Annotated in this window: 13 protein-coding genes; all 13 read right to left on the bottom strand. The window is 44.9% G+C overall.

What is annotated here, in order from left to right:
* Positions 1-5: 5 nt before the first annotated feature.
* The gene (locus ACKTT1_RS01240; RefSeq protein WP_369017903.1) at positions 6-1,022 is read right to left on the bottom strand and encodes an ABC transporter permease; all 1,017 of its coding nucleotides are present in this window, start codon (positions 1,020-1,022) and stop codon (positions 6-8) included.
* A 29-nt stretch (positions 1,023-1,051) separates the two neighbouring features.
* Positions 1,052-2,587: a sugar ABC transporter ATP-binding protein gene (locus ACKTT1_RS01235; RefSeq protein ID WP_412709876.1), complete on the bottom strand. Its 1,536-nt coding sequence runs from the start codon at positions 2,585-2,587 to the stop codon at positions 1,052-1,054.
* 121 nt (positions 2,588-2,708) lie between these two features.
* On the bottom strand, positions 2,709-3,689 hold the full coding sequence (locus tag ACKTT1_RS01230; RefSeq protein WP_412709875.1) for an autoinducer 2 ABC transporter substrate-binding protein: 981 nt from the start codon (positions 3,687-3,689) through the stop codon (positions 2,709-2,711).
* Positions 3,690-3,931: 242 nt separating this feature from the next.
* Positions 3,932-4,576, bottom strand: a complete 645-nt coding sequence (rpe, locus tag ACKTT1_RS01225) for a ribulose-phosphate 3-epimerase (RefSeq protein WP_412709874.1) — start codon at positions 4,574-4,576, stop codon at positions 3,932-3,934.
* Between the two features lie 196 nt (positions 4,577-4,772).
* Positions 4,773-5,864, bottom strand: a complete 1,092-nt coding sequence (locus tag ACKTT1_RS01220; RefSeq protein WP_412709873.1) for an ABC transporter ATP-binding protein — start codon at positions 5,862-5,864, stop codon at positions 4,773-4,775.
* Positions 5,864-6,976: an ABC transporter ATP-binding protein gene (locus ACKTT1_RS01215; protein WP_412709872.1), complete on the bottom strand. Its 1,113-nt coding sequence runs from the start codon at positions 6,974-6,976 to the stop codon at positions 5,864-5,866. The genes ACKTT1_RS01220 and ACKTT1_RS01215 overlap by 1 nt, the downstream gene beginning before the upstream one ends.
* Before the next feature lie 14 nt (positions 6,977-6,990).
* Positions 6,991-7,806: a carbohydrate ABC transporter permease gene (locus tag ACKTT1_RS01210; RefSeq protein WP_369017909.1), complete on the bottom strand. Its 816-nt coding sequence runs from the start codon at positions 7,804-7,806 to the stop codon at positions 6,991-6,993.
* Between the two features lie 13 nt (positions 7,807-7,819).
* Positions 7,820-8,692: a carbohydrate ABC transporter permease gene (locus ACKTT1_RS01205; RefSeq protein WP_369017910.1), complete on the bottom strand. Its 873-nt coding sequence runs from the start codon at positions 8,690-8,692 to the stop codon at positions 7,820-7,822.
* A gap of 89 nt (positions 8,693-8,781) precedes the next feature.
* Positions 8,782-10,308, bottom strand: coding sequence for an ABC transporter substrate-binding protein (locus tag ACKTT1_RS01200; RefSeq protein ID WP_412709871.1), 1,527 nt, complete (start codon positions 10,306-10,308; stop codon positions 8,782-8,784).
* A gap of 56 nt (positions 10,309-10,364) precedes the next feature.
* Entirely contained in the window at positions 10,365-11,339 is a 975-nt protein-coding gene (locus tag ACKTT1_RS01195) for a sugar phosphate isomerase/epimerase family protein (protein WP_412709870.1), read from the bottom strand.
* Between the two features lie 147 nt (positions 11,340-11,486).
* Entirely contained in the window at positions 11,487-12,134 is a 648-nt protein-coding gene (gene dhaL / locus ACKTT1_RS01190) for a dihydroxyacetone kinase subunit DhaL (protein ID WP_369017913.1), read from the bottom strand.
* A 6-nt stretch (positions 12,135-12,140) separates the two neighbouring features.
* Complete coding sequence (dhaK, locus tag ACKTT1_RS01185; protein ID WP_369017914.1) at positions 12,141-13,139, bottom strand: dihydroxyacetone kinase subunit DhaK; 999 nt, start codon at positions 13,137-13,139, stop codon at positions 12,141-12,143.
* A 3-nt stretch (positions 13,140-13,142) separates the two neighbouring features.
* The gene (gene rpiB, locus ACKTT1_RS01180; protein ID WP_369017915.1) at positions 13,143-13,601 is read right to left on the bottom strand and encodes a ribose 5-phosphate isomerase B; all 459 of its coding nucleotides are present in this window, start codon (positions 13,599-13,601) and stop codon (positions 13,143-13,145) included.
* Positions 13,602-13,614 lie beyond the last annotated feature (13 nt).

Genomic DNA, 13,614 nt, shown 5'->3' with positions numbered 1-13,614 from the left:
CCTTATCAGCTTTCTTGAGTATCAAGCAAACTGACGCGATGTGTTCGCCTGCTCCGCCAAGCAGTAAGACCAGTACCAAGTATGATTATGATGCCAACGACTGCAGTCTGCCAGTAAGAAGGAACACCCATCATGATGAGGCTGTTATTCATTATCACTACCAGGAAAACACCCAAAATGGAACCCAAAACTGTTCCATGTCCTCCCGTTATGCGAGCACCTCCCAGAACCACTGCCGCAATAACGGAAAGTTCTGTACCTACCAGGTCAAAAGGGCTGGCAGTGCGGATCAAAGAAGCGTGAACAACGCCAGCAACGCCCGCCAGAAAACCCACGTAACAATACACAAAAAACTGTATGAAAGCAATATTTAACCCAGCACGCTCAGCTGCTACCCTATCCCCTCCAAGGGCGTAAATGCCCCTACCCAGCATGGTGCGATTCAATATAAACCAGGTTATCGGAATAACCAACGCCAGAACGAAAACCGACACCGAAAGACCATTGGTTCCCCCAATCATAGTTTTAACTGGAAAAAGTTCCATCCGTGAAAAACGTACCATGCCTGGAGGAAGAACGCTGATAATTTTGGTTCCTACGAAGGCCAGCAAGAAACCCCTGAACATATTGGATGTCCCCAAGGTTACAATAAGTGTTGGTAGCCTAAAAGAAGAAATAAGCACGGCGTTTATGAACCCGAGTAACGCGCCCAAACCACCAGAAATAATGAAAGCAGACAGGATAGACCCTTCAAAGCCAATACCCTTGAGATAACGAGTAGTAACGTACATAGCAAAAGCTGCTATAGCCGTAAAGGAAATATCAATTCCTCCCGAAACCAATACCATCAAAACTCCTACACCAAAGATCCCCATAACAACGCTGGAACGCAACATATCGTACAGGGTAGCCAGAGTAAAAAAATTAGGGTTAATTGCACCAATTATTAGAATCAAGCCCAGAATGATAAAAGCCAAAAAAAGCTCGTTTTTACTCAGGACTTTGTCAAAAAATTTACTCATTTTTCCTCATTTCCCTTCGTCTTGAAATTTCAAACGAAAGTTGGCGTCTTCTTAGTTTTTGTCTCCAGTCCTTCTTCACCAATCATCTTCTGGGTCAACTCTTCCTCGGTAACCTGTTCACCAGAAAATTCTTCGACTATTCGCCCCCTCTTCATTAAAAGGATACGATTGCAATTCTGGACAACCTCTGGGATATCGTCCGAAATGATAATCACGCCCATGCCCTGTTGCGCCAGAGAACGGATAATCTGGTGGATATCGGATTTCGAACCTATGTCCACCCCAACGGTAGGACCGTTCAAGATCAAAAGTTTGGGCATGGTAGCCAGCCATTTAGCCAGAACTACCCTCTGCTGGTTGCCCCCAGAAAGGCTCTGTACTGGCAAATCCGGAGAGGGAGTCACAATTTTGAGGTCTTTTATCCAGCGCATTATCTGTTGATTCTTTTGAACAAGATCAATAATGCCCATTCTCTTTAACAAACGATAAATGACGCTCACAACTATGTTGTTACCTATGGACTGAGGAAGAAAAAGCCCCTCAGTAAGTCTATCCTCGGGAACATAACCCATACCATGTCGAATAGCATCCTGCACACTGCGAATGCGAACTGGTTTTCCATCAAGATAAATGTTGCCCTCAGTAGCCGGTTGAAGACCAAACAAGGCCATGGCTAATTCAGTACGGCCCGAACCCAAAAGGCCAGTTATACCCAAAATCTCTCCCGGATAAAGCTCGAAGGAAACATCAGTAAAACTGCCCTTACAACCAAGACGTTCAACCCGTAATAAAGGTTCTCTGGTAGCGTCCGGCTTATATTGATAACGACTCTCTTTAATCTCGCGACCTGTCATGTAAAAAACCAATTTAGAGCGATCAAAGCTTGAGCGATCGCCGTCAGCCACATTACGTCCATTACGCAAAATGGTTACTTTTTCCGAAATCTCCAGAACTTCATCAAGCTTATGACTAACAAAGAGAATAGAAACTCCCTCTTGTTGCAATTGCTTTATCACCCGAAACAAGGAACGCACTTCTTTCCGGGTTAAAGCGGTGGTTGGCTCATCCATGATGATCAAACGTGCGTTATGCAAAAGAGCACGCGAAATCGCAATCAACTGTTTATCTGCAACCGAAAGTTCTTCCACCTTGCGGTCGAGAGGAATATTCACGTTGATGCTCTCCACGGCTTTTCGCGCAACAGTATGTACCTCTTTCCAGTCCACTAAGCGTCTTCTTTTCTCAAGCAAGTAGTTGAAGGCGATATTTTCAGCCGCGGTAAGGTTGGGAAACAACGAGAAATCCTGATAAATAACCTGAATGCCTTCACGAATGGAATCGATAGGATGAAGTCTGAAAAACTTTTTGCCATTGATAATGATTTCTCCCTCATCGGGGGCCTCTGCTCCGGAAATGATCTTAATGAGAGTTGACTTCCCAGAACCGTTCTCTCCTACTAAACAGCGAATTTCCGCCCGTCCAATCGTCAGGTTAACCTTTTTGAGAGCCTGCACCCCAGCAAAAGATTTACTTACATTCTTCACTACCAGGAATTCTTCACCCATAACCTCAAGGCTCCCTTCTTGCAACTTTTATTTTCGCTTCGAAAGTAAGCACACTGCTCCTGTCCTCGAAGAAACAGGGGCTGGCAGTAAAACGCTACCAACCCCTGCTGGAATTTACCCGTTAAAAATCATACTGGTCCATGTTGTCTTTGGTTACAAAAACCCAGGCCTCGCCGTAGAGAACGCGTCCATCCATGCGAAGGTTGTTGTAGCCAGGAACTCCCAGGTCCATTCCATCGGTAACTTCCTTGCCTTCCAAAACCATAACTGCCAGCTTGTTCATAGCATACCCTGCATCGGCCGGATCCCAGAAACCAATAGCTTTGACCGCTCCGCTCTCCAGGTACTGTCCACAAAGGGATACCAGACTGGGACCAACTACCGCAATCTGGTCTTGCAAGCCAGCTTCTTCCACTGCCAGTCCACAACCAGGAGCCGCGGTGGAAGCTGCAGTTCTCACACCACGCAAATTGGGATAGGTTCGTAGGAGTTCCTTCATATTCTCGTAAGCACGGGTCTGGTCGTCGTAGTCCTCAAGGGGTGTTTCGGTTACCAGCTTCATTTTGGGATATTTTTCCTTCTGGCGCTCTACGCTTCCAGTAATCCACTCCATGTGGGTCTTGGAAGTAAGGCTGCCCACCATAGTGGCGTATTCTCCCTCTTCACCCATGTAGCTGGCCAGAATATCCATCAATTTGGCTCCAAAAGCGTAATTATCGAAAGCCTCGAGATCCCAGTGAGCATTCTGGATATTGGATGCTTCATGGGTAATAACCACAATACCCTCATCCATAGCTCTCTTCAAAACTGGTTCTACCGCTTCAGGGGAGAAGGGAACCACGCAGATAGCATCTACTCCCTGAGCAATCAAATCTTCAATGATTTGAACCTGCAGGGCGGCATCAGCACGAGGAGGACCCACCAGGAAGGCCTCATGACCAGTGTCTGCCGCGAACTTCTTAACGCCTTCTCGCATGCGCTCAAACCAAGCGATACCATCAACTTTTACTACAGTAGCAATGGTATACTTCTTTGCCATTGCTGGAACAACCAGAATGGCTACCAACAAAACTACCATTAAGAAAAGAGTTAACTTCTTCATGTGTAACCTCCTTACTCAACTTTGATTTTGCAGTGATTGGTTCCGAGATAGGAAGCGAACCTATCCCAAAAAAGCTTTATTGCAAATTATGATTTAAAAACTCTTACTCCCTCCGTTCATCTACCTCCTTTCTTTTAATATTTATGAAATTTTGTTTAAAAAATTTTGTTCATTCTAACAGAACGATTTTGATTCTGTCAATTGGACAAAAAGCCTCAACCACAACGTGGGAAACCCCAACCCTACAAACCCTTAAACGCAGCAACAACCTGGGATAAAGGTTCTTGAGAAAATAGGGCTGTTCCCACCACGACCACTTCTATCCCAGCTTCTCTTATCGCACCAATGTTTTCAAGGCTCACTCCGCCATCCAGGCCTACAGGAATCTGATAATCGCATTCCTCAAACAATGTTTTTACCAGCCGAACTTTTCCCATAACTGACCTCTCAAACTTTTGACCACCAAAGCCCGGTTCAACACTCATCAAAAGCACATAATCAACATATTCAGCAAAATACTTGATTCGCTCAAGACTGTCGCCAGGATTAACAGCAAGCCCGGCCTTTTTACCATATTTGTGGATGGTATCCAAAATTCGTATCGGATGCCTGCAAACATCGAGCTGAACAATTATCAAATCCGCCCCAGCTTCCGCAAAAGCAGTGATATAACGTTCAGGATTCTCTATTTCGAGGTGCACCTCAAGCGGCAAATTAGTTATTCTCCTCAAATCTTGAACTGTTTTGGAAGAAAAAGCAAAATTTTCCACATAATGGCCATCCATAATATCCAGGTGAACGAAATCCACCCCTGCCCGTTCCAGCTCAACGACCGTATCGCCCAGATAGGCTGTGTCACAAGACAAAAGCGAAGCGGAAATTTTCAAGATTCTTACTCCTTTCAAAAGAATTCATATTGTGTTTTTACTATTTGCAATCTATTACAGGAACATTCAAAAATATAGGGATGCCCTGCTAAGAGCATCCCCTCCAGTTTTAGCGATAAAATAAAAGGCTCGCGCTTTGTCAACGCAAATTGCAAGATTCGATTATCAAGCCTAAGAAAATTACACCTTTAAAACCCTAAACCTCGACCGCCTCCAGAGTCTGCGCATCGAAGAACTTCAAAAACTCAAGCGGAAAGCCAACCCATACTTTCTGTCCAATCTCTACACTGGTACGCGGAATTTTAGCCTTCAGCGTATCTTCCCCGCTACGAAGGTGTAAAACTAACCTGTTCCCTATTGGCTCGGACAAAACAACCTCAAAGGGAACATAACCCTCGCGGGGCTCAAAAAGGATTTCCAGATTTTCCGGACGTATGCCGATTATAAGCTCTCTCTTTTCTGAATCACCAAGAAAATCTCGAGAAAGATTTTTCAAAACATAAGAAAAGCTGCGAGCTTGCATAATGCAAACAGACTCTCCCGCTTGCAAGGAACAGTTTAAGAAATTCATACCCGGGTTCCCTATAAAGTAACCAACAAAGGTATTGCGGGGGTTAGAATAGACCTCCTCAGGAGAATCATACTGCAATACCCTACCCTCATTCATAACGGCAATCCTGTCAGCCAGAGTCAGGGCTTCACCCTGATCGTGGGTCACATAAACCATGGTTTGTCCAAGATTGGATTGCAAGCGTTTCAAAATGGTCCGCAACTCCAACCTCGTTGCAGGATCCACATTGGTAAGGGGTTCGTCTAAAAGGTAAACATTGGGTTTTCTTACAAAAGCCCGGGCCAGAACGATTTTTTGTTTGATTCCTGCATCGAGATTATAAGTATCCTGCTTTAAAAGGTGTGAGATTTCAAACACTTCAGCAACTTCTTCGACCCTGCGCCTGATTTCTTTTTTCGGCACTTTATGGGCAACCAGTGGAAAAGCAATGTTTTCGTAAACGGTCATTCCCGGATACACAACCGGAAACTGAAACACCATTGCCACATTTCTCTCTTCAGGTGAAACCTGCGTGACGTCTCTACCATCAAAAAAGACCTTGCCTGCAGTTGGCTCTTCCAAACCAGATATGATTCTCATGGTTGTAGTTTTGCCACAACCTGAAGGACCCAGAAGACTAACCAACCCCTTATCAGGAATCTCCAGAGTCAAGTCTTTAACCGCAACCACTTTGTTATCAAAAACCTTGGTAATGTTTTGCAATAATATGCTCGCCATTATCGCTCACCCTTAACAATAAACTCCAGGTTTTCACCGGTAGATGCGGAAAAAAGATACACATCCTCTATTGAAAAGCCAAAGGGCAACTTTTCACCCGGAGAGACTCTGAAAACACCTGGCACAAAGGAACGTAGAGTCAAATCACCAATCTCTATGTGGACAATAGTATCCGAGCCTACAACTTCGCTCAAAACTGCTTTGCCTTCGAAGGTGAAATTTTTTCCTTCCACATTACCAAGCACTATGTTCTCAGGACGAATACCCAAAAATATCTCTCTATCTTTTTCTTCAAGCTTGGAGAAATCTCCCCAACCACTGAGGTCCAGTTGCAAAGAAGACCCCTTCCAAAGCACCGAACCTTTTTCCATCTCCAAAAAACCCCTTACAATATTCATTGCCGGAAAACCCAGATAGGTAGCCACAAACACATTGGCCGGATGATAATAGGCTTCCCAAACATTACCCAATTGTTGCACCTTACCTTCGTGGAGAACAAGCAAAATATCAGCCATCGACAACGCATCAACAGGGTCGGGTGTAGCATAAACAAGTGTCTGTCTGAACTCTCGCTGCATCAACTTAAATTGTACCCGCATTTCTTCTCGTATTTTAAAGTCAAGATTAACAAGCGGCTCATCGAAAAGACAAACACTGGGTTCTTTTACTAAGGCTCTGCAAATAGCCACCCGCTGTCTCTCTCCCCCGCTGATGTAATCAGGCAAGCGGTCCAAAAGAGCATCTATTTTTAGAAATTTAGCAACTTGCAAAACTTTTTCCTTAATCGCCTCTTCCGACAGACCTTTTACGCGCAAGGGACTGGCTATATTCTCGAACACTGACATATGTGGGTACAGAGCAAAATCCTGAAAAACCATAGCTATGTTCCTTTTCTGAGGGGGAAGCAAGGTAACTTCCTGCCCGTCAAAAAAAACCTCCCCTTCATCAGGTATTTCCAAACCAGCTATAATCCGTAAAAGAGTGGTCTTACCCGCACCAGGTTCACCCAGAATGCAGAAAAAAGTTCCCCCTTCAATTTCTGCACTAACTCCCTTTAGAGCAAGGTTCTTACCAAAATATTTGCTTATATTCGAAAGCCTTATATTAACCATCGTGTCTCATTCCCTTAACGGAGATAGACTTTTATCAAATGCTTACGGAAGAAAATTAATATTATTATTGAAGGAATAATCGCCAGAATTGATAAGGCAGCAATCTGGTTCCACATAATTCTCATACCTCGCCTCAGGCTTGGCAAATAAGCGGTATAGAGTAACACATTACGTCCTCCAAGAAGATAAGCGATGATGAATTCATTCCAAATAAATATCCATGTCAAAGCAACTGTTGCAGCAAGTCCTGGGCCAATCAAAGGGAGTACTATTCTACGAGCTGTTTGCCAGAAAGAGTAGCCATCAACATAACTCGCTTCTTCAATGCTTCGTGGTAGTGCATCCAGAAAACCCTTAAGGAGCCACACAGCGAGAGGGAGGTTAAAAGCAGCATAAGTAATGACCAAAGAAAAATAGGTATCGAGCAAGCCAAAAGTTTTCCAGAACCAGAAAATAGGCAAGAGAAAAGCAATAGGAGGAAACATACGAAGAGTCAAAAGGTTGAACTGGGCAGTTTCGTTAGTCAAAGGAGTGTTTGGATAGCGCGAATAGGCATAACTTGCCATAGTACCCAAAACAACCGCCAGAACGGTAGCCAAAATACCAACGATCAAGCTGTTGCCAAGGGCAATTCTACCTGTGCCCTGTAGAACAAATTGGTAAGCCTCTAAAGTAAAGTCTGGAGGGATGAAAGCTGGAGGAACTTTGTATACATCTCCCACATGCTTGAAAGAAGTATTTACTGTCCAATAAATTGGAAACAAAATAAAAATACCATAAACAACAAGACCTAAAATGCCAAGCCTTCTACCCCACTTTCCCTTCTGCATTTCTTAACACCCCTTAAGCCCTCTTGGTTAATCTCCAGAAAATCAGCATTGCAACAACGGCCATAATGCCGAATATCCAGGACATGGAAGCCGCATAACCAACGTTAAAGTAAGAAAATGCTGTTTGATAAAGGTAAAAAGTCGGAAGTTCGGTAGCTGTTCCTGGCCCCCCATAAGTCATGATAAAAACCTTATCGAGAAACTTGTAAGAATCCATGAAACGTAACAGAAAAGCTATCGCTAAGGGAACTCTCATATAGGGAAGAATAATCTTTCTGAGAATCAAAAACTTTGAAGCTCCGTCAAGCCGAGCTGACTCAAGTAATCTCTCGGGTACAGAAATGCGTGCAGCATAAGCAATCAATAAAGGCAAGCTCGTCCACTGCCAGATATCCACTATCATGAGAGTGGTCAGAGCAAGTTTTTGTGTTCTCCAACCAATTGGGGAAAAACCCAGCCAGACCAGGATATTATTGATGGTGCCTGTATCCGTAACCAGCAAAGTCCACATTTGGGCCACCACGGCTTCCGCCATCATCATGGGAAGGAGAAAAACAACCAGAGCAAAAGTTCTCAAACGTTCAGAACGAATGTACTCAACCAGGGCAAGCGCAATCAAGGTTCCCAAAACAAGCTGAATGGTAACACCAACGCCGGAATAATAAAGCATCCTACCCAGCGAAGCCAAAAAGCGTTCGTCCTTGAGAACCGCAATATAATTGGCAATACCTACAAAGCGCCTTTCGGGAGAAATGGTCGGATTCCAGCTATGAAAAGAAATGTAAATTGCCCAAAGCAGGGGAAATATAACTATAGCCAGTACCAGAAGCTGCGGCGGGATGATTAAATAAAGCGGTCTTTTGGGCATTCTCTTGGGAAAGAGCATCTCTCCTTACTTAACCCCCTCTTTTTCCGATTCACTGCAGGAGGCATTCTGCCTCCTGCAGTTTTTTCAACTTGCAACCACCTAAAACTCTAATCCCAGAAACCGACTCTTCTGCCTGCTTCCAGAAATTCCTTGTAGTATTCTTTCTGTTTCTCTTTGCCCAGTTTGTCGCGAATTGCTTCCCATTCCTCAGCTGCTTTCTCAATCGCTTCTTCTGGGGTAACTTCTCCACTCATAGCTCTCTGTACCCATCTCGATAGAGATTCTGTATACTCGGTAGCTCCAGGCCAGTTAATTTCTGGGAACGCAACAGCCAGGTTAGCTAAACCCCCATCCAGGTGCTTGCGGGCCTCTTCAAAAGTGGAAAAAGTGGGTATATTTTCAGGCCAATCGGGAGCAACACCTCGCAAGGGATTGGGCTTGGTATACTGTGCCGCAGCCTCATCAGTAAAGTGAGAATAGAGGTAAGGATCCATGCCGCAGTAGGTATCGGCTACTGAATAGATGCTGTAGACAGGGCTGGATACTCGCAGCATCACATAAAATGCTGCCTGCTTTACTTTCTCAGGTAAGTTTTTGGGAATAATCCAGAAGCGGTTATAGGGAGCCATTGCTCGATGAGTTACCACTCCAGTTTCCGGATCTCTGTAGCCAGGAATCAGAGCGTTGGCAACATCACCTTTAACTTCGGGTTGTCCCATCTGCCCCCACTCATTAATATCTATGAACCAAATCTGGAACACAACCTTTCCTGCCAGCCAGTAGTCAACCGTTTCTGTAAACCCAAAATTGGACACTCCAGGAGGACAATAAGGCACTGTTTCGACCATCTTTTTTAACGCGGCCACTGCTTTATCTCTGGGCCACAACGCATGCTCCATATCGTCGCTGAAGTAACGCACTCCGTATGAGGCAGCGATATCAAAATAAAAGGCTGAACCATCAGGGGGCAAAAGCCACCACATGGTGGAATACATATCGGGCGGCAAAACATTCTCCTTAAAGAATTTTGCCAGATCGACGAAATCATCCCAGGTTTCGGGAGGCTGCAATTCTTTCCCGAACTGGGCCTTAAACATTTCCTGGTACTTGGGGTTTTCAAAGAAAGACTTGCGATAATTAAAGAGGTGGATATCACCATCAAAAGGAATAGCCCAGTAATGTCCTCCCCACTTCATGTAGAATTCCCGATAAGTTGGAATGATATCGTCAAGGTATTTTTTGACGTCCTCTGGATCAAACATTTCAAAGTAAGAATCAAGGGGCTCTATCAAACCGGTGAGAGCGAAGTCAGCAATGAAACGGGGATTAATCTCAATGATTTGCCAGCTTGGCTTACCTGCCAGCAAGTCGCCCATAACCTTTTCGCGAAGCCGTGGCAGGTCAACCATCTCAGTACGTTCGATCTTAACTCCGCACTCTTTTTCAAGAAGCGGAGCATACCACTCTAAGATCCTACCTGCTCCTGAATCATGGATGGCCCTCAAAGTAATACCGCTGAAATCAACATCCGGATTCTTCTCCCCGGGAGGCAAAAATAACTTGATTTTTGCCTCTCCCAGGGAAAAAGTTGCCACAACCAGCAATGCGACAAGTACAAAAAGGTACTTACGCATGTCAACCCCCTCCATTAAACGTACAAGAAACGTGAAATTCGGATTACCAAACTACATCACTTAAAAAACACCTTTCTCACCACTTCGTGCACCGCTCCGGCATCCATGCTTTCTCTCGCTTTAGAAAGTGCTGCTTCGTCTATTTCATCGAGCAGAGCATAAAGACCCAGGGTATTTTTCACACACAACTCAAGCGCCTTTTCCGGAGCCATTCGATATGGGAAGATGTCAAAGCTCAAGTATCCCTGGTAGTTGCTCTTTTTAACGTAGTAAAGAAACTCCAACGTCTCATAAAGGTTTACGCTACCTGCAACCAAATCGTCATCCCATTCCCGGTACGCATCGTTGAAATGCACCCCATACAGAACTCCTTCTTTGGCCAGGATGGAAACCACTTCTCCAGGATTTTCTTTTGCCATCAGAGCATGACCAAAATCAACCGTAACACCAACATTGGGTTTGCCAAGTTTTTTAATGAGATATATGGCCCGGAAAGCATTCCCCAGGAGCAAATACTGTCGTGGTTCCTTGAGCTTGTATTCAAGAGCAATTTTAACTGAGTTGCCGTATTCAGCAATTTCAGCTACTGACTCAGATAGCAAATTCCAGCTACGTTCATAGTCTGCTTGAAAAGCATAGTCGAATCCATCAACCCCCAACCACAAACCAACCGTCGAACACTCAAAGATTTCCGTCAAATCAATTAATTTTTTCGCTGCATCTATCGCCTCCCTTCTTCTTTTTTCATCATAATGAGTTAAGGCTCCCAGCTGCCACTTTGGAAAAGAATGCGTGTTGAGATTCATTGAACACACAGCCAGTCCATGGTCATCCAGGATGCACTTTAGCTCCTTGGCTTCTATATGCATAAGTTCGTCATCGAAAAATTCAATTGCCCGAACCTCAGGAACCTTAGCAACCCGCTTAATTCTTTCCTTGATATCCACCGGTTCTTCGTAGCCCTGGGGCATAAAACGGTCAGCCACGCCACCCATACACCATATTCCTACTGAAAGCTTTGGTTGATTCATCTCTGCCTCCTCCAGAAGATTTTATGTTACAAATGTAATAAAACTTTTTCTTAAGAAGAGAATAACACTTTGCACTTTTCAAGTCAAGCATCAAGGAGTTATAAAAAATGAGTGGGAAGAAAAGGGGGCTAAAAGCCCCCTAAGGATTTACTCTATCAGGCTCCCAAAGAAAGCTTCAATTATAAAATAGCTCGATGCAGCACCAGGGTCAATATGACCAATGCTGCGCTCACCTAAGCGACTGGACCGCCCTCTCTTAGAGAGCATATCCTTGGTACTTTCCATACCAGCTTTGGCTGCTTTTATTGCCTCCTGTAACATCTCCTGCAAACTTTTGCCTTCGGAAAACGCTTTCTCCATGGCCTGGAGAGAAGGATAGATAGTATCATACATGGTCTTTTCACCAGGCTGCACCTGGCCACGTCTTTGAATGCCCTGAGCAAAAGCCTTCCACATGGCAAGTACGTCTTCTTTGTTCAGCTCTTCTTTGCCAACCACAGCTTTTCCCGCATCCATAAAAGCAGTACCATAAAGGGGTCCCATGGCTGCCCCACCGGAAAAGATAATGGCCTTGCCCGCTTCCTGAAGAAGCGCCCCAATGTCTCTCCGATCAGCAGGAAACTTATCAACAGCTTCTTTTACCTTCTGGAAGGCATTGCAAACACTCTCTCCGTGGTCTGAATCTCCAATGGGTGAATCCAAATCGTTGAGGTATTGGCGGTTTTTTTCAAGATTTTCGACCACCTTGGAAAAAGCTTCTTTGATTTTCTCGAAAGGGATTTTTTCCATGGTCATTCACCCTCAATGTTGAATGAAATGCACCCCATCACAGGGAGCATCGATTAGCCTCTTCAGCTCATCATCCAGTTTAGTCAGAGTTACTGAAAAACCACCCATTTCAAGAGAGGTGAAAAACTCTCCAACATAGGTGCGGTGAACCTTTATGTTGTGGTCAGCAAGAATTTGATTGACTTTACGGAAGCAAATGTACATCTCAAGCAACGAAGTAGATCCCAAACCGTTGATCAACACCACTACTTCGTCTCCCGATTTGAAAGGCAAATCCTCGATGACCTTCAGAGTCAAAAGTTCGCTTACTTCGTCTGCGCTCATCATCTTGGTCCTCTGGATCCCTGGCTCACCATGATGGCCTACACCAATTTCCATCTCATCTTCGCCTATTTCAAAGCTGGGTTTTCCTGTGGTGGGCAAAACGCAGGGAGTATGCGCTACACCCATGCTACGGGTGTTGAAAACCGCTCGCTCTCCAACTTCTTTCAGTTTTTGGAGGTCCGCCCCCTCTTCAGCCAGGGCACCAGCAATTTTCCAGAGTATCACTTCACCAGCAACTCCCCGGCGGTTGTCCATGCGCTCTTTGGGGCTTGAAGCAACATCATCGTTGACCACAACAGTTTCAACTGGTATGCCTTCCGCCTCAGCCAGTTCTTTAGCCATGCCAAAGTTCATGATATCTCCCGAATAGTTTCCAATGCACAACAAAACTCCCTTTCCTCCATTTGCTGCCTTAATAGCTTCATAGGCTCGCTGCACCGGCGGAGCAGCAAAAATATCCCCCACCGCCACTGCATCAACCAGACCTTTACCAATGTATCCGATGAAAGCAGGTTTATGCCCCGAGCCACCGCCGGTTACAATGCCTACTTTACCCTGCACTGGAGCGTCTTTGCGTACCAGTACTCTTTCTGTTTCCAAGCGGCGCACTTTATTGGAATTGGCAGCCACAAAACCTTCCAGCATTTCCTCAATTAGATTCTGAGGGGAATTAATAAACTTTTTCATGCTTTATGCCTCCTTCAAAAACTTTTTCTCGATTTCCCTGATACGCTCAACTTTGGGCAAAGACCGCCCTCCCTGAAAATCGCTCTCCAACCAGGCGTCAACCAGCTTTTTGGCAAGCTCCGGCCCAACAATGTGCCTTCCCAGCGTCAAAACGTTAGAATTGTTGCTTTTTTTGGCTCTCTCTGCAGAATAAATATCATGAGCGCAGGCAGCGTAAATACCGGGAATTTTATTGGCAGCAAGCGCCATTCCAATGCCGGTGCCACAAACCAGAATCCCATACTGGTATTTCCCTTCTTTAATCCCCATGCAGGCTTTTAAGGCGACATCGGGGTAAAGTACTTCTTCGTTCTCTGAAAACACTCCCAAGTCCTCAAGCTCAACTCCTTTTGCTTTCAGGTGTTCCACAATTACCTGCTTCAGGGGATATCCAAAGTGGTCTGAAGCAATGACCAGGTACATAGCCTAACCTCCT

It is taken from the genome of Atrimonas thermophila (assembly GCF_045864955.1).
In the GTDB taxonomy this organism is placed as follows: domain Bacteria; phylum Atribacterota; class Atribacteria; order Atribacterales; family Thermatribacteraceae; genus Thermatribacter; species Thermatribacter velox.
The sequence above is the reverse complement of the archived record's forward strand: the minus strand, read 5'-3'. Positions and strand labels throughout refer to the sequence as shown.